General features: G+C 67.0%; 17 protein-coding genes. 7 read left to right on the top strand and 10 right to left on the bottom strand.

Annotated features, from left to right (window positions below; translation table 11 throughout):
- Positions 1 to 189: 189 nt before the first annotated feature.
- Positions 190 to 2,880, top strand: coding sequence for a TonB-dependent receptor (locus EO139_RS03355; protein ID WP_206515114.1), 2,691 nt, complete (start codon positions 190 to 192; stop codon positions 2,878 to 2,880).
- Positions 2,881 to 3,114: 234 nt separating this feature from the next.
- Here the strand turns inward: EO139_RS03355 and EO139_RS03350 are convergent, their stop codons facing one another.
- The 3 genes from EO139_RS03350 to glyQ all read right to left on the bottom strand — a co-directional run bounded on the left by EO139_RS03350 (position 3,115) and on the right by glyQ (position 8,042).
- Positions 3,115 to 4,704: a sulfotransferase gene (locus EO139_RS03350; RefSeq protein ID WP_126969296.1), complete on the bottom strand. Its 1,590-nt coding sequence runs from the start codon at positions 4,702 to 4,704 to the stop codon at positions 3,115 to 3,117.
- On the bottom strand, positions 4,704 to 6,944 hold the full coding sequence (gene glyS, locus EO139_RS03345) for a glycine--tRNA ligase subunit beta (protein ID WP_126969295.1): 2,241 nt from the start codon (positions 6,942 to 6,944) through the stop codon (positions 4,704 to 4,706). Before glyS ends, EO139_RS03350 begins: the two co-directional genes overlap by 1 nt.
- A gap of 189 nt (positions 6,945 to 7,133) precedes the next feature.
- Positions 7,134 to 8,042 (bottom strand): glycine--tRNA ligase subunit alpha, encoded by a 909-nt coding sequence (gene glyQ / locus EO139_RS03340; protein ID WP_104584364.1) that lies wholly within the window; start codon positions 8,040 to 8,042, stop codon positions 7,134 to 7,136.
- A 90-nt stretch (positions 8,043 to 8,132) separates the two neighbouring features.
- Between glyQ and EO139_RS03335 the strand changes: the two genes are divergently transcribed.
- From EO139_RS03335 to EO139_RS03325, 3 genes are all read left to right on the top strand, one after another.
- Positions 8,133 to 9,947: a GspE/PulE family protein gene (locus tag EO139_RS03335; RefSeq protein ID WP_119129899.1), complete on the top strand. Its 1,815-nt coding sequence runs from the start codon at positions 8,133 to 8,135 to the stop codon at positions 9,945 to 9,947.
- 341 nt (positions 9,948 to 10,288) lie between these two features.
- Positions 10,289 to 11,053 (top strand): glutamine amidotransferase, encoded by a 765-nt coding sequence (locus EO139_RS03330; RefSeq protein ID WP_126969294.1) that lies wholly within the window; start codon positions 10,289 to 10,291, stop codon positions 11,051 to 11,053.
- A 45-nt stretch (positions 11,054 to 11,098) separates the two neighbouring features.
- Positions 11,099 to 11,998, top strand: coding sequence for a BPSS1780 family membrane protein (locus EO139_RS03325; protein ID WP_104584360.1), 900 nt, complete (start codon positions 11,099 to 11,101; stop codon positions 11,996 to 11,998).
- A gap of 243 nt (positions 11,999 to 12,241) precedes the next feature.
- Here the strand turns inward: EO139_RS03325 and tatC are convergent, their stop codons facing one another.
- The 4 genes from tatC to EO139_RS03305 form a co-directional block, all read right to left on the bottom strand.
- Complete coding sequence (gene tatC / locus EO139_RS03320; RefSeq protein ID WP_104584358.1) at positions 12,242 to 12,979, bottom strand: twin-arginine translocase subunit TatC; 738 nt, start codon at positions 12,977 to 12,979, stop codon at positions 12,242 to 12,244.
- On the bottom strand, positions 12,976 to 13,608 hold the full coding sequence (gene tatB, locus EO139_RS03315) for a Sec-independent protein translocase protein TatB (RefSeq protein WP_104584356.1): 633 nt from the start codon (positions 13,606 to 13,608) through the stop codon (positions 12,976 to 12,978). The genes tatC and tatB overlap by 4 nt, the downstream gene beginning before the upstream one ends.
- A gap of 15 nt (positions 13,609 to 13,623) precedes the next feature.
- On the bottom strand, positions 13,624 to 13,851 hold the full coding sequence (tatA, locus tag EO139_RS03310; protein WP_104584354.1) for a Sec-independent protein translocase subunit TatA: 228 nt from the start codon (positions 13,849 to 13,851) through the stop codon (positions 13,624 to 13,626).
- Positions 13,852 to 13,924: 73 nt separating this feature from the next.
- Positions 13,925 to 14,827 (bottom strand): YSC84-related protein, encoded by a 903-nt coding sequence (locus EO139_RS03305; protein WP_164739198.1) that lies wholly within the window; start codon positions 14,825 to 14,827, stop codon positions 13,925 to 13,927.
- 152 nt (positions 14,828 to 14,979) lie between these two features.
- Between EO139_RS03305 and hemH the strand changes: the two genes are divergently transcribed.
- Positions 14,980 to 15,945 (top strand): ferrochelatase, encoded by a 966-nt coding sequence (gene hemH, locus EO139_RS03300; protein WP_126969321.1) that lies wholly within the window; start codon positions 14,980 to 14,982, stop codon positions 15,943 to 15,945.
- Positions 15,946 to 15,947: 2 nt separating this feature from the next.
- Positions 15,948 to 16,814, top strand: a complete 867-nt coding sequence (locus EO139_RS03295) for an alpha/beta hydrolase (protein WP_104584350.1) — start codon at positions 15,948 to 15,950, stop codon at positions 16,812 to 16,814.
- Between the two features lie 142 nt (positions 16,815 to 16,956).
- On the opposite strand, the gene EO139_RS03290 is transcribed toward EO139_RS03295, so the two are convergent.
- The 3 genes from EO139_RS03290 to ttcA all read right to left on the bottom strand — a co-directional run bounded on the left by EO139_RS03290 (position 16,957) and on the right by ttcA (position 20,598).
- Positions 16,957 to 17,742 (bottom strand): SprT family zinc-dependent metalloprotease, encoded by a 786-nt coding sequence (locus EO139_RS03290; RefSeq protein WP_164739706.1) that lies wholly within the window; start codon positions 17,740 to 17,742, stop codon positions 16,957 to 16,959.
- Positions 17,743 to 18,705: 963 nt separating this feature from the next.
- Positions 18,706 to 19,611 carry a recombination-associated protein RdgC gene (locus EO139_RS03270; protein ID WP_007974628.1) on the bottom strand — a complete coding sequence of 302 codons (906 nt, stop codon included), beginning with the start codon at positions 19,609 to 19,611 and terminating at the stop codon, positions 18,706 to 18,708.
- A 66-nt stretch (positions 19,612 to 19,677) separates the two neighbouring features.
- Entirely contained in the window at positions 19,678 to 20,598 is a 921-nt protein-coding gene (gene ttcA, locus EO139_RS03265; protein WP_126969290.1) for a tRNA 2-thiocytidine(32) synthetase TtcA, read from the bottom strand.
- A gap of 477 nt (positions 20,599 to 21,075) precedes the next feature.
- Here ttcA and xylA point away from each other — a divergent pair, with 477 nt between their 5' ends.
- Positions 21,076 to 22,413 (top strand): xylose isomerase, encoded by a 1,338-nt coding sequence (xylA, locus tag EO139_RS03260; protein WP_126969289.1) that lies wholly within the window; start codon positions 21,076 to 21,078, stop codon positions 22,411 to 22,413.
- The last annotated feature ends 46 nt before the right edge of the window (positions 22,414 to 22,459 follow it).

Raw genomic sequence — 22,459 nt, 5'->3', positions numbered from 1 at the left:
AATCTCGACTATCCGCAGGCGCAGGGGCTGGTTAGAGTCGAACTGTTGTTAACGTTTCGTTGACAGCGATGCCGCGCGGCCTCCCCGGTCGTCGCGCCCTGTTCCATGCCTTTGGAGAGAGAGGTTTCCATGAAGCGCCATTTGTTGGTCAACGCCGTATGCGCCGCCCTGGCCATGCCATCGCTTGCGATGGCCCAGAACCAGGACGCAGTGACTGAATTGAACAAGGTCACCGTGACAGGCTCGTTGATTCCGCGGTCGCAGGTCGAGACAGCCACACCGGTGTTCTCCATCACCGCCCAGGACATCCAGCGCCGCGGCTTCAAGGATGTCTACGATGTGCTGCGCTCGCAGCCGATGGCCACCGGCTCGGTGCAGGACGGCCAGTTCAGTGGCGGCTTCACCGCCGGCGCCAAATCGCTGAGCCTGCTCGGCCTGGATCCCGGCTTCACCCTGGTGCTGATCGACGGCCGGCCGATGGCCGATTACCCGCTGCTCTACAACGGCCAGAGCAACTTCGTCGACCTGGCCAGCGTGCCGGTGGGCATGGTCGAACGCATCGATGTGGCGCCCGGCAACCAGTCCTCGATCTACGGCTCCAGCGCCATTGCCGGCGTGGTCAACATCATCCTGAAGAAGCACGTCGATGGCGTGCAGATGAATTACCGCATGGGCACCTACGACGGCGGTGGCGGCAACAACCAGCGCTTCCAGCTCACCGGCGGCACTACCCTCGGCAAGGCCGATCTCGTCTGGGGCCTGCAGCTCAACAACCAGGATCCGATCTACGGCTCCCAGCGACGCGATTTCGATTCCACCTCCGACAATCCGGACCCCACGCTGCGCTACGGCTCGCGCATCGCGCTGCACAACACGCCAACCACCTACATCGACCCCGGCGCCGCCAACTGCGATGCACTGGGCCCGCTGTTCAACGGCACGGTGCAATACGACAACCGCGCCAATCGCGGCAATTTCTGCAGCAGCCGCACCGAGCCCGGTTACGCCAGCATCCTCAACAAGGAACGCAGCGCCAGCGGCTACGCCAACCTGACCTACGCCTTCAACGACAACACCCAGGGCTACGCGACGCTGCTGCTCAATCGCACCAAGGTGGAGGTCAACAGCGGCTCACGCTTCTGGCAGACCTCGTCCGATACCGGCGGCTTGTTCTACAACCAGGACAGCCAGCAACTGGAAGGCTACCAGCGCATCTTCGCGCCTGAAGAGACCGGCAACCTGGACTTCAACAACAATCGCCAGACCGCCGATTCCTACAACATCGCCGCCGGCATCAAGGGCGGGCTGGGCGCCAGCAACTGGACCTACGATGCGTACTACGCACGCGCCGAATACCGCATCGACAGCCGCCAGCAATGGCCGTTGGCCGATCGCATCGAGGATTTCTTCCGCGAGCAGTTCCTGGGGCCCCAGCAAGGCGAGTACTACGGCTACCCGATCTATTCGCCCAACGACGCCAACTTCTATCGCGCATTGACGCCGGCGCAATACCGCAGCTTCAACGACGAGATCCGCACCAAGTCCAGGACCTGGACCCAGAACGTCAACCTGCAGCTCACCAACACCGAGTTGTTCAACCTGCCGGCCGGTGCCGTCGGCGTGGCCGGCGTGCTGCAGGCGGGCAACCAGTACTGGGAAAACCCGACCGATCAACGTGTGATCGCCGGTGACTTCTACCAGCTGACCGGCACCCAGGGCAGCGGCAAGCGCGAGAACTGGGCGGCGGCATTCGAGATGCGCCTGCCGATCCTCTCGACGTTGACGGCCAACCTGTCCGGACGCTTCGACGACTACAAGAACCAGGGCGGCGGTGGCGATTCCAAGTTCACCTACAAGGCCGCGCTGGAATTCCGCCCGATCGATTCGCTGCTGTTCCGCGGCAACTATGCCACCGCCTTCAAGGCACCGGACATGGCGTTTTCCTTCGCTGGCGACAGCGGCTTCTTCCAGGGCGTCAACGATTACTACCGGTGCGCACTCGAAGAGCCCAACGTGCCGATCGCCGACTGCACCTATGCGGGTACCTCGATCGCCGGACGCCGCGCCGGCAATCGGGACCTGCAGTCGATCACGGCAAAGTCCTGGGGCTATGGCGTGGTCTGGTCGCCGAGTGCGCGCTTCAGCGTCAACGCCGATTACTACAACATCAAGATCGACCAGAAAGTCAGCGACCTGAGCACCGACAACCTGCTGCAGACCGAATCGGCCTGCCGCCTCGGCAGCCTGGATATCAGCTCGCCCACCTGCGTGGATGCACTGTCGCGCATCGATCGCACCGCCGCCGATGCACCGGTACCCAATCGCCTGAGCGACATCCGCATCAACCCGATCAATATCTCCAACGAGGAGATCTCCGGCGTGCTCAGCAAGGCGACGTACAACCTGGCGACCGAATCCTGGGGCCTGTTCGTCTTCGACGCGCAATACAACCTCACCCTCAAGCACGAAAGCCAGCAGTTCCCGCAGGATCCGGTACGCGACCTGCTCAGCGAACCATTCTTCTCCTCCGAGTTCCGCAGCATCGTCAATGCCTCGGTGACCTGGCAGAAAGACGCCTGGACCACCACGTTGTTCGGTCAACGCAATGGCCGCACGCCCAACTTGGTGGCGCAACAAAGCACCGACGGGTATGCGGTGGAAGGCGCACGCAAGGTCGGTGCGTGGACCACGCTCAATGCCACGCTGGACTATGCGCTCAACGATGACATCTCGCTGACCGCAACGGTCAACAACCTGGCCGACACCCGCCCGCCACGCGACCGCACCTACACCAGCTACCCGTACTACAACATCTTCAACTACACCGGCTACGGCCGCTCCTACATGCTGGAGCTGAACTGGCGTTTCGGCGCACACTGACTGATCCGAGGCGGTAGCGTCCAGCGGCAGCGAGGGGGCTGCCGCTGGCGTTTTTAGCCAGGCATTAGGGCAAGCGTTTTTGAATCAAGCGCTCGCGGATCGCCGCTACTGCGATTAAGCGAGTTTGGTGTAGCCGAAAGGTGTGTAGCCCAAACTGGCGACATGCAGGCATGTCGGCTGCGGGCACGCTGCACGCACCGATGCAGCAGCCTCGCGTCGTCGTGCTGGCCGTTGTCAGCGTGCGTCGGCCTGGATCAGGCCGGCATGCAACAAATCCAGCCGCAGCGGCTCCAGCTGCGTGGCGTAGCGCCGCCACTCGTCCACGTTACGCCCATGCACACCTTCGCGCACCTGCACGCTGCTCAGCGTGGCCGATGCAGCTGCATTGCGGGTGATATCGATCTGACCGGGCTCGATCTCCAGCCCGCAGCGCGCCATCAGCTGCTCAAGGACCGTGGATGGATCACGCACCATCTGCGCATAGTCCACATCGATCACCCGGCCCGGCAATGCCGCGCGCCACTGCGCCATCAACCCGTGATACGCCTGATAGTGACGCGCCAGCGTGTGCAGGTCGTAGCTGTAGGCGTAGGAGTCGCCGAACAACGCGCGGTAATTGGAGAAGCACACCGCCATCGGCTCGCGCACCAGATGCACGATCACTGCACCCGGCAAGGCACGTGCGATCGGACCGATCGCCACCGCGTTGGCCGGTAGCTTGTCGATGTACCAACGCGCAGATCCGGCGCGCCATTGCGTCTGTTCCAGGTAACGCGCGCCGACCTGCGCATAGTCCAGCGTCGGCAGCGCCTGCAGCACACGCGCATCCAGCAGGCTGCGGCCGGCCTGGTCGGCGCCCCAACGCAATTGATGGCCAACGTCGTTCAACTCGCCAGCCGACACGATCTGGGAATGATTGCCCAGCATCCGCTCCAGCACCGTGGTGCCCGAGCGCGGCAAGCCGAGCACGAAGATCGGCTGCGGGCCGTGCGCGGCCGGGGCTTGCTGCCCAGCGAACACGCCTTGCTGGGCCAGTGCTCCCAGCTGCGTATAGAGCGCAGCTTCTGCATCGGCGTCGTGGCGCAGGCGCGCATGCATCACCGCATTGCCATGCTGCAGCGCGTCCCAGGCAGCCCCGGCCTGGCCGAGGTCTTCCAGCTCCTTGTACAGCGCGAACGCCAGCCCGGCGCGGTCCTCGCTGTCGGGCTTGGCACGTTGCAGTTGCTCACGCAGTTGCTCGACATGGTTGCTGCTGGTGGTCTGACGGCGCAAGCGCGCACGCGTCAACGCCGCGCGGCCATAGCCGGGCTTTTGCGCCAGCGCATGCTCCAGCGCCTGCGCCGCTTCATCGAGGCGACCATTGAACTGCAGCTGCACCGCAAGAAAGAAACGGAAATCCGCGCCATCGAATCCGCAGGCCTGCGCGCGCCGCATCATCGCCAGCGCGTCGCCATGTTCGCCCAGCGATTGATGCACATGCGCGAGCAAGGCCAGGGTCGGGCCATCGTTGCACTGCATCACCGACGGATGCCGCAGCAAGGCATGCAGTACGCGATGCTCGCCGACACGCAGCAAGGCTTGCGCCACGCGGCAACGCATCGCCACGTCGTCACCCAGATCGCCTGCGGCCAGCCGCAACTGCGCCACCGCCTCGCGCATCCTGCCGTTGGCCAGCACGGTGCCGGCCAGCAGCACGCGGGCCGACACGTGCGTGGGCTCCACCTCCAGCAATGCCTGCAGCGCATACGCGGCCACACCCAGGTCACGACGTGCCAACGCGGCCTGCGCGGTCTGCCAGTGCACCGCGCCGGCGGACGCGGCCATCAGCTGGACAGATGCTCGATGGCGGCGACGCTGCCGAGTCGGTCGCCGAGCTTCTTCAGCAGGGCCAGGCGATTGGCGCGCAGTTGCGCGTCTTCGGCATTGACCATGACGCCGTCGAAGAAGGCGTCGACCTGCGGGCGCAGGCGCGCCAGACGCGCGAGCACGGCGACGTAGTCGTGCCGGTGCAGTGCATCACCGGTGTCGCCGATGGCCGCTTCCACTGCTTCGGCCAGGGCTTCTTCGGCCGGCTCGCGCAGCAGGCTGGGGTCGATATCGCCGGGAATCTCGCCCTCGACCTTGCGCAGGATATTGCGGATGCGCTTGTTGGCCGCGGCCAGGGCTTCGGCTTCGGGCAGCGTGGCGAAGATGCCGATCGCCTCGATGCGGCGGTCGAAGTCGTAGAGGGAACCGTGGGTCGCGCCCGGGTGCGCTCCTACGCTGGCCGATGCAGGAGCGCCCTCGGGCGCGACCGAGAACAGTGCGGCGACCGCATTGAAGTGGGTGGCAGCAACGCCCTTGTCTGCGTAGTAACCGCGCAGACGGTCGAGGACGAAGTCGAAAATCTCTGCATCTTGACCAGCCTGCGCCAACGCGGTGTGTGCTTCCTTTTCAACAGATGGCGGCAAAGCGGAACCGGCATCTTTTGCCTTGGCGATCGCAGTTTCTGTCTTGAGCAATTGCCTGGCACTTGCCTGGACATTGATCTGATTTCTAGCCTCTACAAGCAGCTTTTTCAGATCCAGCTCAAACCCACTCTCGATCACCGTCCGCGCCAGCCCCAAGGCGTTGCGCCGCAGCGCAAACGGATCCTTGTTGCCGGTCGGTTTCAAACCAGCCGCAAAACCACCGGCCAGGGTATCCAAACGTTCGGCAATCGCCAGCACCTTGCCCAGTGGCGACAGTGCGATGTCGTCGCCGGCAAAACGCGGCTGGTATGCCTCGTCGATCGCCAGCGCAATCTCGCCGGGCTCGCCGGCGGCCTTGGCGTAATGGCGCCCGGCAATACCCTGCAGCTCCGGGAATTCGTTGACCATGCGCGACTGCAGGTCGTTCTTGGCCAGCTGCGCGGCGCGGCGCGCCTGCACCGGGTCGGCACCGACCTGCGGCGCGATCGTCTCGGCCAGCGCCGCCACGCGCGCGACCTTGTCGGCCACCGTGCCCAGCTTGGCCTGGTAGGTCACGCTGGCCAGACCGGCGCCCATCGCCTCCAGCCCCTGCTTGAGGTCTTCGTCGAAGAAGAACTTGGCGTCGGCAAACCGTGGACGGATCACCCGCTCGTAGCCCTTGGCGACTTCGGCCACGTCCTTGGAGACGATATTGGCGATGCCGATGAACTGCTCGGTCAACCTGCCGCCGTCGTCCAGCACCGGGAAGAATTTCTGGTTGACCTCCATGGTTTCGATCAGCGCTTCCTGCGGCACCGCCAGGAAGTCGCGCTCGAAACTGCACAGCACCGCCGACGGCCATTCGACCAGGTTGACCACCTGTTCCAGGTTGTCGTCGCTGATGCGCGCGCTGCCGCCGGCCTGCCTGGCGGCAGCTTCGACTTCCTCGACGATGCGTGCGCGGCGTGCGTCGGCATCCACCAGCACATGCGCCGCGCGCAAGGCCTCGATGTAATCGCCCGGCGCCGCCAGCGATACCTCGCCCTGATGCATGAAGCGATGCCCGCGGCTGAGGCGATCGCCACGCACGCCCAGCAGCTCGGCCGGAATCACCGCATCGCCGAACAGCAGCACCAGCCACTGCACCGGCCGCGCGAAGGCGTATTCGTGCGCGCCCCAGCGCATCGGCTTGGGGATCGGCATCGCGGCGATCGCCTCGCGCAGGATCTCCGGCAGCAAGTCGGCAGTGCGCGCGCCCGGCGTCACCGCGCGGTGCACGAAGCGCTCGCCCTTGGCGTCGCTGGTGCGCTCCAGCGCGGTCCAGTCGATGCCGGCCTTGGCGGCGAAGCCGGCCAGCGCCTTGGTCGGATTGCCCTCGGCGTCGAGGGCAATGTTGAGATACGGGCCCAGCACTTCGGAGCGCTGCTCGGGCTGCTCGGTGGCCACGCCCGGCAGCAGCACCGCCAGGCGGCGCGGCGTGGACAGCGGCTTGGCATCGCCACGGGTGACGGCAACGCCGCGCTTTTCCAGACCGGCCAGCACGCCATCGAAGAAAGCCTGCGCCAGACCCGGCAGCGCCTTGACCGGCAGCTCTTCGGTGCCCAGTTCGATCAGCAGGGGAAGTTGTTCGCTCATGTCAGGTGAACCTTGGCTTATGTCCCTTCTGCCATCAACGGACGAAGGTGACTGGAGAATGTCCTTCTCCCGCTAGCGGGAGAAGGTGGCGCGCCGCGCCGGATGAGGGTCGTGCCGAGGCGGCGGAGACGTACTGCCCCCATCCGCCCTGCGGGCACCTTCCCCCGCTGGCGGGGGAAGGACACAGCATCAGCGCTTGACTCCGGGAAAGCCCAGCTTCTCGCGTTGTGCGTAATACGCCTGCGCCACGCCCTGCGCCAGCGCGCGCACGCGCAGGATGTAGCGCTGGCGTTCGGTCACGCTGATCGCGCGGCGCGCATCCAGCAGGTTGAACGCGTGGCTGGCCTTGGTGACCTGCTCGTACGCCGGCAAAGGCAGGCCGACCTCGACCAGGTGCTTGGCCTCGGCCTCGCAGGCGTCGAACCGATGGAACAGCTCGGCCACATTGGCATGCTCGAAGTTGTAGGCGCTCTGCTCCACCTCGTTCTGGTGGTACACATCGCCATAGCTCACCGGCGTGCCATCCGGGCCATAGGTCCACACCAGGTCGTAGACGTTGTCGCAGCTCTGCAGGTACATGCACAGCCGTTCCAGCCCGTAGGTGATCTCGCCCAGTACCGGCTTGCACTCCAGTCCGCCGGCCTGCTGGAAGTAGGTGAACTGGGTCACCTCCATGCCGTTGAGCCAGACTTCCCAGCCCAGGCCCCAGGCGCCCAGCGTGGGCGATTCCCAGTTGTCCTCGACAAAGCGCAGGTCGTGCACCAGCGGGTCGATGCCCAGGGCCTTGAGCGAGCCCAGGTACAGGTCCTGGATATTGTCCGGGTTGGGCTTCATCGCCACTTGGTACTGGTAGTAGCGCTGCAGGCGGTTGGGATTTTCGCCGTAGCGGCCGTCGGTGGGGCGGCGCGAGGGCTGCACGTAGGCCGCATTCCACGGCTCCGGTCCCAGCGCGCGCAGGAAGGTGGCCGGATGGAACGTGCCTGCGCCCACTTCCAGGTCCAGCGGCTGGATCAGCACGCAGCCTTGCTCGGCCCAGTACTGGTTGAGGGTCTGGATCAGGCCCTGGAAAGTGATTGGAACGCGCCGGGAATCGGACATGCAGCAAAGGCCGTGCGGAAGGGGTGCGCTAGTATACCGGCCGACCCGCAGCGCTTTGCCGCGGAGCACCGCTGCAGGGGAACCTCGAGCATGGAACAGCGGCGTACGGCCGATACTGAAAGCGCAGCGGCACTGTTGCCGCGCGGCCGCCTGATGTTCGACCCGGTGGCCGCCGCCCTGCTTGCAGACGGCATGGTGGTGCCGCACGAACATGAGCGCGTGCAGTTCTCCGCCGCCGGCGTGCGCAATGCCAGCGAGGTGCATCCGCTGGTGCTGCTGGCCAACCTCAAGCTGCATGCCGCGCAGCCGCCGGCCGGCGAACTCGGGCTGGAACGGCTGACCGAATGGCTGGCCACCCGCACCGGGCTGCGCTATCTGCGCATCGACCCGACCCGCATCGATGTGGCCGCGGTCACCGGCGTGGTCTCGCATGCCTACGCACGCCGCCACCGCATCCTGCCGCTGGCGCTGGATGCCGAGCGCGTGCTGATCGCCACCAGCGAGCCGCTGGCGCTGGACTGGCTGGCCGACGTGCAGCACCTGAGCCGGCGCCGCATCGAACTGGCGCTGATCAACCCGCTGGACCTGCACCGCTACACGATGGAGTTCTTCGGCGTGACCCAGTCGGTGCGCGGCGCGCGCGGCGATGTGCGCAGCGCCGAACCCGGTGCCGGCCTGCCCAGTTTCGAGCAGCTGGTGGAACTGGGCCGCGCCGGCGACGTCAATGCCGACGACCACCACATCGTGCATATCGTCGACTGGCTGCTGCAGTACGCCTACGAACAGCGGGCAAGCGACATCCATCTGGAGCCGCGTCGCGAGGCCGGGCGCATGCGTTTCCGCATCGACGGGGTGCTGCACAAGGTGCTGGAAGTGCCGCCCTCGGTGATGACCGCGGTGGTCAGCCGCATCAAGGTGCTCGGCCGCATGGACCTGGCCGAACGCCGCCGCCCGCAGGACGGCCGCATCAAGACCCGTTCGCCGGGCGGGCGCGAGGTGGAAATGCGCCTGTCCACGATGCCCACCGCCTTCGGCGAGAAGTGCGTGATGCGCATCTTCGACCCGGATTCGGCGTTCAAGAGCATCGAGCAACTCGGCTTCAGCCCGGAAGAAGCCGCCGGCTGGAGCGCGCTGGTCGAGCGCCCGCATGGCATCGTGCTGGTCACCGGCCCCACCGGCTCGGGCAAGACCACCACGCTGTATTCCACGCTCAAGCGCCTGGCCACGCCGGATGTGAACGTGTGCAGCGTGGAAGACCCGATCGAAATGATCGCGCCGGAATTCAACCAGATGCAGGTCCAGCAGAACATCGACCTGGATTTCGCCAGCGGTGTGCGCACGCTGCTGCGCCAGGACCCGGACATCATCATGATCGGCGAAATCCGCGACCTGGAAACCGCGCAGATGGCGGTGCAGGCCTCGCTGACCGGGCATCTGGTGCTGTCCACGCTGCACACCAACGACGCCGCCTCGGCGATCACCCGTTTGCTGGACCTGGGCGTGCCGCATTACCTGGTCGCCTCCACGCTCAACGGCGTGCTGGCGCAGCGCCTGGTGCGCACGCTGTGCGTGCACTGCAAGCGCCCCCACACGCTCAGCGACGACGACTGGTCGGCGATCCGCGAGCCGGGCGAAACGCTGCCGGAAGTGCTGAACGTGCACGCGCCGGTCGGCTGCCTGGAATGCCGCCGCACCGGCTACCTGGGCCGTGTCGGCCTGTACGAGCTGCTGCCGGTGACACCGCGTTTGCGCAGCCTGATCCGCGCCGACACCGACCTGGCCAGCTTCAGCCACGCCGCCCGCGGCGAAGGCCTGCGCACGCTGCGCCGCACCGGCCTGGAAAAGGTCGCCGCCGGGCTGACCACGGTGGAAGAGGTGTTGTCGGTCCTGCCGCCGCGGGACTAGGCGGATTGCCTGGCTGGCTTGCTTCCGGGAAAAGGCCGGTTGTCTGGTCTCGCTTGCCCCCTTCTCCCACCGGGAGAAGGGGCCCGAAGGGCGGATGCGGGGACGTCAGCACAGGCACATGCCTTCCTGACGCTAGCGGTCCAGTGCGCGGCACCACGCTGCCTGGTCCACTGCCGCCATTCCCCCATCCCCGAGCGCCGATCGTTCCACCACCATCCCCAGCCATCAGCACATAGCCATCCGGCATAACCTTAGCTGCATGTATTGGCACGCCAATTGAAAAAAACCGGCGGGAGCTGCCTACAATCGGGCACATCAGTCGCTGCTGGATGCTCGTCCGCATGTCCGCCTTGCCGTTCCTGATCATCGAAACCGGGCATCCCGTGCCGGAGATGAAGCGATACGGCCGCTTTCGGCACTGGATCCGCGTTGCGGCCGGGCTGGCCGAACACGAAACCGTCGCCATCGATGTCGCCAACGGCGGCCGCCTGCCCGACCGCACCGGCTTTGCCGGCACCATCGTCAGCGGCTCGGCCGCCTACGTTACCGACCGCGCCGACTGGAGCGAACGCAGTGCCGCCTGGCTGCGCGATGCCGCCCACCAGGGCATGCCGCTGCTGGGCATCTGCTACGGGCACCAGCTGCTGGCGCACGCGCTGGGCGGCGAGGTCGACTACAACCCGGCCGGGCGCGAATCCGGCACGATCGCGCTGGAACTGCACCCGCCAGCCGAGCAGGACCCTTTGTTTGCGGGCCTGCCGGCGCATTTCCCGGCGCACGCCACGCACATGCAGACCGTGGTGCGCGCCCCGGACGGGGCCATCGTGCTGGCGCATTCGCGGCAGGACCGTTGCCATGCCTTCCGCTGGGGCCAGGCCACCTGGGGCGTGCAGTTCCACCCCGAGTTTGCCACCCACCACATGCGCGGCTACGTGCAGGCGCGCGCCGAGTGCATTGCCCGCCACGGCCACTGCGCCCGTACGGTCGCCCGGGAGGTCACCGCCGCGCCGATCGCACGCAAGCTGCTGCGCCGGTTCGTGCATCACGCACGCGGCCTGCAAACAGTGAGCACTCATCCCGCCGCACACACGCAAAAGCAGCGATAATCGCGCCACGCCGGATGGTCCGGTGCGTATCGATCCGGAATGGGAATGAGCGAAATCCGCAAGGTGCCGGCGTCTGCCGGCGCAGAATGGCTGTTGACCGGTTTCTCGCTACTGAAGCGGGCGCCGCTGGCGCTTGGCTCGCTGGGGGTGATCTGGAGCGTGGCCGCCACCCTGGTAGTGTCGCTGTCGGTGCTGGTGCCGTTGCTGGGCCCGGCCCTGCAGTTCCTGCTGGTGCTGGCCGGCCCGCTGTTCATGGGCGGCCTGCTGTGGGCGATCCGCGAGGTCGACGAAGGCCGCATCGCCAAGCCGTCGCATCTGCTGCACGGCCTGCAGGACGGCCGCGCGCCGCACCTGCTGGTGTCGCTGCTGCCGCAGCTGATCGCCGGCCTGCTGCTGGGCGTGCTGCTGCTGGTGATGATCGGCGCCAGCGGGCTGCAGCAGCTGTCCGAGGTGATGATCAAGATCAACCAGATCAGCCAGTCCGGCGCGCAGCCGGATCCGGTGCAGATCGAGCAGCTGGCCGCCAGCCTGCCGGCCGGCCGCATCCTGCTGTGGCTGCTGCTGACCATCGCCACCTTCGCGGCGATGACCCTGGCGCTGTTCGTGATGCCGCCGCAGGTGATGTTCGACCGCAGCACCGGCGGCCACGCGCTGCGCGAGAGCCTGCGCGCCAGCCTGCACAACCTGCCGGCGATGCTGGTGTTCTTCGTGCTGGCCTTCATCGCCATCTTCGCGATCTATTTCGCGGTGATGATCGTGGCGCTGATCGTCGGCCTGGTCGCCGGCCAGACCGTGGCGATGTGGCTGGCCCAGCTGCTGCTGATGGCGGTGCTGATGCCGGTGTTCGCCGGCTCGGTCTACGCGGCCTGGAAGCAGATGTTCACGCACCAAGGCGCTTCTGCCCAGCCGACGACGCCCTCACGCCCGGATGTGTTTGCGGCCTGAGCCCCTGACCTGCGGATGTGCTTGCCGCCTCAGACCCCCGCCCCGTAGGAGCGCACCTGGGCGCGACAAAGCATTCGTCGGGAGAGCCCCGGTCGCGCGCGAACGGGGTCGCCGCCAGACCATCCCAACCCGTAGGAGCGCACCTGGGCGCGACGAAGCGTTCGCCGGGAAGTCCCGGTCGCGCCCGGGTGCGCTCCTACGTGGGTGATTGGCGTCTGGGGCGATGCTGGCCCCGTCCGCGAACTAGGCGCTCTTCGGCCCCACCGCGCGCGAGGCGATGATGCCCAGCTCGTAGAGCAGGCACATCGGGATGGCCAGCATCAGCTGCGAGACCACGTCCGGCGGGGTGAGCACGGCGGCCAGGATGAAGATGCCGACGATGGCATAGCCGCGGCCTTCGCTCAGCTGCTTGGGGCTGACCCAGCCCAGCAGCACCAGGATCACCAGCGCCACCGGCAGCTCGAAGCTGGCACCGAAGGCGAAGAAGATCGCCAGCACGAAATCCAGGTAGGAATTGGCGTCCGGGGTAATGGCGATCACGTCCGGCTTGAACGTGGTCAGGAAGTGGAACACCGCCGGCAGCACCAGGAAATACGCGAACGCGCAGCCGATGTAGAACAGTGCCACCGCCGAGGCCAGCAACGGGAATGCGAGTTTCTTCTCGCGCTGGTACAGGCCCGGCGCCACGAAGGCCCAGGCCTGATACAGCAGCCACGGCACGCTGAAGAACACCGCCACGAAGAAGGTTAGCTTGAGCGGGGCGAAGAACGCGCCGGCCGGGTTCATCGCGATCATCGTCTGCCCCAGCGGCAGCTGCGAAATCAGCGGCGCGGCCAGCCACGAGTAGATTGCGCGGGAAAACGGCAACAGCGCCAGCAGCACCACGCCCAGGCCGATCAGGGCGCGCACCAGGCGTGCGCGCAGCTCGACCAGATGCTCGATCAGACTGCTTTCGGCCTGTGCGTCGTCGAACAGGCTCACGGCCGCTTCTCCTGGAGCTTGCCCGGCTCGGTCGGCTCGATCAGCGCATCTGGCATGCCCGGCTCCATTGGCGAGGCAACCGGGGTCTGCGCGCTGGCATTGCCCAGATGCGCTGCATGCGGCGCCGGCACCACCGGGTCGTGGGGGGCTGGCACCAATGTCTGGTGGGGCGCCGGCGCCATGGGCCGTGCCTGGGCGATGACCGCTGCGGCCGCCGCATGTTCAGGCGCATCGGCGGGGCCCGCTGCCGGCGCGGCACTGGCCCCAGCCGACAGGTCCGCATGCGCCAGCTCCAGCGGCGTCGCCACCGGTGTCGTGGTGCTGCGGATATCGATATCGCGCCCGACCTCGTCGTGCAGCGCGCGGGCACCCTGCTCCAGATGTTGCTGCTTGTTGCGCAGCTGGTCCTCGGCCTCGCGCAGCGAGGCCTGCACGTCCTGCAGGCTGCGCTTGAGCTCTTCGGCCTCCAGCTCGCGTTCCAGTTCCTGCTTGACCGAGTCCCATTGCATGCGCGCGCGGCGCACCCACAATCCGGCGAACCGGGCCGCCTTGGGCAGGCGCTCGGGACCGAGCACCACCAGGGCGACGATCGCGATCAGCGTCAGTTCGCCAACACCTATGTCAAACACCGACGCCGCTCCGGATCAACGCGCGTCGCGATCGCGCTCGGCCTGCGCCTCACGTGCCTGCTCGGCCGTGCGGCTGTCGTCGCCGAGCTTGCCGGCCGGCTTGTCCTCGTCGTGCATGCCTTTCTTGAATTCCTTGACCGCGCTGCCGAGATCCTTGGCACCGCTGGTGAGCCGCTTGGTACCGAACACCAGCAACACGATCACCAGCACGATCAGCCAGTGCCAAATGCTGAAACCGCCCATGATCTGCTCGCTTGCTGAAGAAGAAGGAAGGCGCAGGATACCCCAGCGCACCGCGCAGGGGGATGACAGCGCGTCAGCGGTTGCCGTCCAGCGATTCGGTGCGGATTTCGCCATCGGACACCGGCTGGAAACCCTGCTGCGGCGGTGGCGTGGTGCTGGGCTGCATCGGCACGGTGCTGGCTTCGTTGACCGCAGGCGGCGGTGTGGTGGCCGCCTGTGCCGGTGGCGGCGTTGCCGGGCGCGGCGCGCTGGCGCTGTCGTCGGCGCTGCCATCGGTACCGCGATTGGCGCGTGCGGTGTAGGTCGCCTCTTCCAGGCGGTCGCGGAAGGCGATCACGTCGGTGGAGGCACGCTCGTTGGTACGGCCTTCGAAGATCATCCGCGGGGTGGCGCCGCCGCCGTAGGCGTTGAGGTCGGCGGCATCGTCGATCTGCAGCACCGCACCGTCCAGCGCCACGCCGGCGAACAGGCCACGGGCGCGCGACCACGACCAGATTTCGGCCTTGAGCTGGCCATCGGTGGCGGCGGCGGCATTGCGGCCGACCGGGCCGGCGGCCACGCCGGCATCGGCACCGAGGGTGAACTTGCCGTTGACGATGTTGTCCAGGCTGCGGTCGTTGCGGAACACCAGCACCACGTCGGAGGACTGCACGCCGGCCTGGAAGCCGATGCTGCCGCCGGTGAGCTTGACGAAGACCGGCTGCGACCAGCTGCCGTCGGCATTCTTCATCGACATCAGGCCGTGCCCGCGCCGGCCGCCGATCACCAACCCGGCCTTGAGCGTATCGGGGATGACCACGATGGCGCGCGCCTCGTCGAGCAGCTTGTCCGGGATGGCCTGCTCGGGAATCTTCATGATCTCGTTGAGCACCCGCACCGCGTTACGCGCGCGCTGGTCCTCTTCCGGGCCGGCAACGGCATGGCCGGCGGCGAAGGTCAGCGACAACAACAGGGCCAGGCGCGACAGACGAGGCATGACAAGCTCCAGGGGACGATCCGTCAAAGATAGCAATGGCGCGACGTTAGTGGTGGCGCAATGAATCGGTGGTGAGCGCAAGCGGGTGCCAGAGGCGGTCAATGGGGGCGATCGATGCGCTGTCCTCGGCAGCACTGCCGCGCTCTGCCAGAATGGCGCGCATGAACACCACCCCCGATACCGCCCTGCTGGTCGTCAATCTCGGCACCCCCGAGTCGCCCACCGCCCCGGCCGTGCGCCGCTACCTGGCCGAGTTCCTCAGCGACCGCCGCGTGGTCGCGATCCCGCCGCTGTTCTGGAAGCCGCTGCTGTACGGGGTGATCCTGCCCATCCGCGGGCCCAAGTCGGCCGAGAAGTACGCCAAGGTCTGGCTGCCGGATGGCTCGCCACTGGCGGTGTACACGCGCCGGCTGGCCGAAGGCCTGAAGGAGGTCATGCCGGACTGGCACGTGGAATGGGCCATGCGCTATGGCGCCCCGGCGCTGCGCAAGACGCTGGACGGCCTGCGTGCGCGCGGCATCCGGCGCATCGTGGTGCTGCCGCTGTACCCGCAGTATTCGACCACGACGACCGCATCGATCCAGGATGTGATCGACGCCTGGCGCCGGGGCGCGCCGGAGATCGCGGTGGAGGTGATCCAGGAGTATTGCGAAGATGCCGGCTGGGTCGCGGCGATCGCCGATTCGATCCGTGCGCACTGGCAGGCGCACGGGCGCAGCGAGAAGCTGATGTTCTCCTTCCACGGCCTGCCGCAGCGCGTGGCCAATGCCGGCGATCCGTATCCGCAGCAATGCGAGCGCAGCGCGCAGGCCATCGTCGCCGCGCTGGGCCTGGGCGCGGACGAATGGCAGATGGGCTACCAGTCGCGCTTCGGCTCGGAGCGTTGGCTGCAGCCCTACGCCGAACCGACCTTGTGGAAACTGGCCGAAGGCGGCGTGCGCAGCTTCGACCTGGTCTGCCCGGGTTTTGCCACCGATTGCCTGGAGACCCTGGAGGAAGTGGCGCTGGGCTTTGCCGAAACGCTGGCCGAACGCGGCGCCACCCTGAGTTACATCCCCTGCCTCAATGCCAGCCCGGCACATGCGCAGGCACTGGCCGCAGTGGCGCGGCGCGCGTGAGGTTGGAGCCGTTTGCGTGCGACCTGGCGATCGGCCGGGTCACCGGACTGCGCAACCCGGACCGTGGCCCGCGCCGGGTGCTGGCCCTGCATGGGTGGCTGGACAACGCCGCCAGCTTCCTGCCGCTGAGCGCGCACCTGCACGCGCAGGACCTGGATCTGGTCCTGCTCGATCTGCCCGGCCACGGCCATAGCGCGTGGTTGCCGGTTGGTGCCGAGTACACGCTCAGCAGCGCGATCGGCATTCTGCTGCAAGTGGCCGATGCGCTTGGCTGGGAGCGCTTCAGCGTGCTCGGCCACTCGCTGGGCGGCGGTGTTGCCAGCCTGCTGGCCGCCGCGGCGCCGGAACGCGTGGAGGCGCTGATCGCGATCGAGGCGCTGGGCGCACTGGCCGAGCCGGTGGAAGGCACCGCCACCCGCCTGCGCGATGCGATTGCCTCGGCACGCACCTTGTCACAGCGGCCGCTGCGCGTGTTTCCGTCGATGGAGATGCCGGTGCGCGCACGCATGATGGCCAACCAGCTCACCGAACCGGCCGCGCGGCTGCTGGTGGAGCGCGGCGTGTGCGCGGTCGAAGGCGGCTACAGCTGGTGCAGCGACCCGCGCCTGACCCTGCCCACGGCCATCCGCATGACCGAAGCGCAGATCGACGTGCTGCTGGCCTCCATCGCCTGCCCGGTCCAGGCCATCTTCGCCACGCCGGCGCAGGTGTACTTCCCCGCTGCCTTGCGCGACCACCGCGTGGCGCTGATGCGCGATGCGCGCCTGCAGTTGTTGCCCGGCACCCACCATGTGCATATGGAAGCACCGGACGCGGTGGCGGCGGTGATCAACGGATTCCTGGCGTCGCTGCCGCCGCCGCACGCGTGATGCGCGGAATGCGTGCATGCGTCCTGCGCGATGCCACGGCGCTGACGCTCGTGCTTATTGCTCGGCATGCGACAGCAGACCTCAGTGCCGGCAACACCGGCAGGTAGCGTCAGCGGCGGAAACTGCATCGCGACGACCTGCCCTACTCCACCTGCAACAACCGCCGCAGCTGCGCCTTGAGCTGGCGCCCGTGTTCGTGGAAATAGCTGCGCTCGTCGCGCCAGGCGGGAAAGCGCTGCTCCACCTCGGCCCAGAACGCAGGCGAGTGATTGGCCTGCAGCAGGTGGCAGAGCTCGTGCACCAGCACGTATTCGAAAGCGGACGGGCGGCCAAGCACCAGCGCCAGATCCAGCGCCATCGAGCCATCCGGTGCCAGCGAACCCCACTGCGAGGACATCACCTTCAGCCGCACCCGCGCCGGCGCGCGCGGCAGGCCGGGCAGATAGCTCGGCAACCAGCGTCCGACATCGGCGCGCGCCTGTGCTTCGTAGAATTCCTTCAACGTGCGGCGCAGGCCTGCATCGCCTAGACGCGTAGGCACATGGAACTGCGCGCCGTCGTCGGTGACCTCGATACGTGCGTAGCGCCCGTCGTGCCAGCTCAGCGGCAACAAGGCGCCGCGTAACGGCAGCAACCCCGGCACGCCACGCGCCAGCGCCGGAAACGCATCGACCTGCTGATAACGCGACAGCTGCGTGCCCAACCAGTCCAGGTGCGCCAGCAGAAAGCGCTCGCCCGACACCAGGCTTGCGCGCAGCGGCAGGGTCAACCGCGCACCGCGTTCGTCGACGCTGAGCTTGATGCGCCGCGCACGCGGGTCGCGCACGCGCAGGACCGCGATTTCGCGCCCGTCCAGTTGCACGCGCACGCAGTCGCGTTCGACAACCTGCGGGGCGGGCGCGATCAGACGGCGGACGGGCTTGAACATGGACACAGGATAGCGCTGCGATGTGTCAGGTGGTGAGATGGCGCGATTGATACATGCGATGTGACGGCGTGTCCCGCGAGCGGTGAGGGCGCCGCGCCCTCGACGCTGCGCGTTGCTGCGGGGCCCTTGCCCGCCCACCATCGCGGGACACGCCGTGAATCCATCCATGGAGGCTCTTACGCGGCATCCATGCCGCGTAAGGTCCCGCGACGGTGAGCGGGCAAGGACCTGTCGAGATGGTCGGTGTGCATCGTTGAAAGCAGAAGATGAGGTGCGATGGTCGAGCCACTGTGCCTCGACCGGCTTCCCACCACTCGTCTCACCGCAGACCGAGCAGCAGACAAGCGTTTTGACGCGCAATCTGCAAACGTCGCGTCTGCCCACCGCAAGCCGAGCGCCACGCTTTCAAGAAAGCAGCCGACCAACTGTCTGGTGCGGTGTCCTCGCCGGTTGCGGGACCGTGTGGCGGCATGGATGCCGCCACCGAGCCCCCAGGGATGGGTTCACGGCGTGTCCCGCAAGCGGTGAGGACACCGCGCCCGCGACGCTGCGCGTTGGTGCAGGGCCCTTGCCTGCCCACCATCGCAGGACACGCCGCAAGTATGTCCCTGTCGGCTCTTACGCGACGGTGAGCAGGCAAGGACCTGTCGAGATAGTTGGTGCGCACGGTAAGAGCGGTGTTGGATGCGTCGTTCGCTCATGACGTATCGGCTCCATGTCTGATGGGCGCCGCACGACAGACAGCTCTCACAAGAGCACCGACCAACTGTCTGGTGCGGTGTCCTTACCGGTTGCGGGACCGTGTGGCGGCATGGATGCCGCCACCGAGCCCCCAGGGACGGGTTCACGGCGTGTCCCGCAAGGTGAGGACACCGCGCCCGCGACGCTGCGAGCTGTTGTTTTAGACCTCGGATGATTCAAGCGGCGCATCGCCCCTTGACGCCGCCGCCGTTCGAAACCTGGTTACTCCGCCTTGCTCAGCTTCAGCGCGGTTTCCAGCAGCAGGAACAGGCGCCGGATTTCGGCGCTCATCAGTGCGAAGCGCGCGTCGAGTTCGGCGCGCGCGCCGTCGTCTTCGCTGTGTTCGAGCTGGTCCAGTGCGCCATCGAGGAACTTGAGCTTGCGGATCACCAGATCGTCGCCGAGCACGAACGACAGATTGTCGTCCAGCACCAGCGCCAGCTTGGTCACCTGCTTGCCGGCTTCCAGGTGCTTGTCGATCTCGTCGCCGCGCAGTTCCTGGTGCTGGCACTTGACCACCGCGCCGCCTTCGATCGGGTCCTTCATCTCGCATTCTTCGCCCAGGCTCAGGCCTTCGGGCAGGGGTTCGCCGGCGATCCAGCCGGTGAGGATGGCGCGCGGTGCGACTTCGGCGTTCAACGGCAGTGCCGGGAAGCTGCCGAGCGCGCCGCGGATCTCGCTCATCACGTTCTCGCCGCTCTTGCGGCTGGAGCTGTTGACCGCGATGTAGCCGTGCTGCAGGTCCAGGATGGCATCGGTCCGCGAGCTTTTGACGAAGGCGCGCGGCAACAGCTCATGGATCAGGTCGTCCTTCAGACGCTTGCGCGCCTTGCCGCCGGGGCGACGGCCTTCCTTTTCCTCGATCTCGGCAACCTTGCGCTCGAGCAGGTCGTTGACCACCGCGCCGGGCAGGATCTTGTCCTCGCCACCGACGGTGAGCCAGAGGAAGTCTTCCAGGCGATGCGAGAGCACTTCCTGCTCGTCGCGGCCGAACGGGGAAATGAAACCGCGCGAGCTCATTTCCAGCGGGCCGACCGGCTTGAGCTGCACCTGCGGCAGCAGCGTGTCGATCTCGGAGAAATCCAGCGTGGTCGGGAAACGGAACAGGGTGAGATTACGAAAGAACATGCGTCAGACCGAAAAGGAGGAAGAAACGTGGAGGGTGGGAAGACTGCCGCCGCCGTGGTGGCCGCGTCAGTCGCTGTCGTGTGCGCTGTCGCCGGCAGCGAGCCAGGCGCTGGAATCGGGATCAGGATCGGGCGGCGCTGCATCGCCATTGCGGCCCAGCGCCAGGAAATCGAACAGGGTGCGGTCGGCCAATTGCTCGGGCCGTACATCGGCCAGCGCGCGGGCGATCTGCTCGACCCGCCCGGGCTGCTCGCGGTCCCATTGCTGCAGCATGCGGCCGACCTGCTGGCGCTGCAGGTTTTCCTGGCTGCCGCACAGGTTGCACGGGATGATGGGGAACTGGCGTGCCTGCGCATAGGCGGCGATGTCGGCTTCGCGCACATAGGCCAGCGGGCGGATCACCACGTGCTGGCCGTCGTCGCTGCGCAGCTTGGGCGCCATCGCCGCGAGCCGGGCGTGGTGGAACAGGTTCATGAAGAACGTGGCGACGATGTCGTCGCGATGATGGCCGAGCGCGATCTTGGTCACGCCGTGCGCCTGCGCATAGGCATACAGCGCGCCGCGCCGCAGCCGCGAGCACAGCGAACACATGGTCTTGCCGGCCGGGATCACCCGGCTGACCACCGAATAGGTGTCCTGCTCGACGATGGCGAACGGCACGTCCAGGCCGCGCAGGTAGGTGGGCAGGACGTGGGCGGGAAAGTCGGGCTGCTTCTGGTCCAGATTGACCGCCACCAGCGTGAACGGCACCGGCGCCTTGCGCTGCAGCTGCAGCAGCATGTCCAGCAAGGTGTAGCTGTCCTTGCCGCCGGACAGGCACACCATGATCTTGTCGCCGGGCGCGATCATGCCGAAGTCGGCAATCGCCTGGCCCACCTGGTGCTGCAGGCGTTTGCCCAGGCGCAGCTGCTCACGCTGCAGCCGCTGGCGCGGGTCGCGCGGCGCGGGGTCGGCCAGGGGTTGCGGCAGCGGCAGGACAGCGGTCATAAGCCGGCCATTGTAGCTGCCCGGCGCGCGGCGGGCCGGCGCCGGGCGTGCGCGGCTGAACGGGCGGTCAGGCGCTCGTGGGCGAGTGTTCGGCGCGCGTCTGGCGGTGCTGCGGCGTCAGCGGGCCCCAACGCGGCTGCGGGTGCCGCGGGTCGTCGGGGCGGCGCACATCTCGCAGCGCAGCAAGCCTTTCGGCGCCGGGCTGGGTAAAGTCGGGCAGACCGCTTCACTCGGGATCGGCATGGCATCTCCAGCTTCGCTCCACCGCGCGGCTTTTTTCGGTCGCAGCTGTGGTAGCGCTAACATTTTGTGCGACGTGGGTCAGGCCCTGCCCCCGTATGTGTCCCCGGCGCTGATCGAGCGTGCGCGCTGCTGGCGCGGTGGCGGTGCGCATGCACGATTGCCGCGCTGCGTGACTGGCCCCTGGTTTGCAACGCCCTTCCTTTTTCCCTCGCCTCTTTGCAGGAGTTCCACCCCATGAGCAACACCGTCCACATCGGCGCCAAAGAATATTTCCCCGGTATCGGCAAGATCGGCTTCGAAGGCCGCGACTCGGACAACCCGCTGGCCTTCAAGGTCTACGACGCCAACAAGCAGGTCGGCGACAAGACCATGGCCGAGCATCTGCGCTTTGCCGTGGCCTACTGGCACAGCTTCTGCGGCAATGGCGCCGATCCGTTCGGCCCGGGCACGCGCGCGTATCCGTGGGATATCGGCAACACCGCGTTGGACCGTGCAGAAGCCAAGGCCGATGCCGCGTTCGAATTCTTCACCAAGCTCGGCGTGCCGTATTACTGCTTCCACGACATCGACCTGTCGCCGGATGCCGACGACATCGGCGAGTACGAAAAGAACCTCAAACACATGGTCGGCATCGCCAAGCAGCGCCAGGCCGACACCGGCGTCAAGCTGTTGTGGGGCACCGCCAACCTGTTTTCGCATCCGCGATACATGAACGGTGCATCGACCAACCCGGACTTCAACGTGGTGGCGCGTGCGGCGGTGCAGGTCAAGGCCGCGATCGATGCCACCGTCGAGCTGGGTGGCGAGAACTACGTGTTCTGGGGCGGCCGCGAGGGCTACGCCTGCCTGCACAACACCCAGATGAAGCGCGAGCAGGACAACATGGCGCGCTTTTTGACCCTGGCACGCGACTACGGCCGTGCGATCGGCTTCCAAGGCAACTTCCTGATCGAGCCCAAGCCGATGGAGCCGATGAAGCACCAGTATGACTTCGACAGCGCCACGGTGATCGGCTTCCTGCGCCAGCACGGCCTGGACCAGGACTTCAAGCTCAATATCGAAGCCAACCACGCCACGCTGTCGGGCCACAGCTTCGAGCACGACCTGCAGGTGGCAGCCGATGCCGGCCTGCTCGGCAGCATCGATGCCAACCGCGGCAACCCGCAGAACGGCTGGGATACCGACCAGTTCCCGACCGACCTGTACGACACCGTCGGGGCGATGCTGGTGGTGCTGCGCCAGGGCGGGCTGGCACCGGGCGGGCTGAATTTCGATGCCAAGGTGCGCCGCGAGTCGTCCGATCCGCAGGACCTGTTCCTGGCGCATATCGGCGGCATGGACGCGTTCGCACGCGGGCTGGAAGTGGCCAATGCGCTGCTGACCGCCTCGCCGCTGGAGCAGTGGCGCACCGAGCGTTACGCCAGCTTCGACAGCGGCGCGGGTGCGGAGTTTGCCAACGGCAGCAGCACGCTGGTGGATCTGGCCCAGTACGCGGCCGGTAACGCGCCCAAGCAACTCAGCGGCCGCCAGGAAGCCTACGAGAACCTGATCAACCAGTATCTGACGCGTTGATGCCGTGCCGGTGACCGCCTGCACGCGCAGGCGATCACCGGCGGCC

This window comes from Xanthomonas sp. BRIP62411 (genome assembly GCF_003993525.1).
In the GTDB taxonomy this organism is placed as follows: Bacteria; Pseudomonadota; Gammaproteobacteria; order Xanthomonadales; family Xanthomonadaceae; genus Xanthomonas; species Xanthomonas euroxanthea.
The sequence above is the reverse complement of the archived record's forward strand: the minus strand, read 5'-3'. Positions and strand labels throughout refer to the sequence as shown.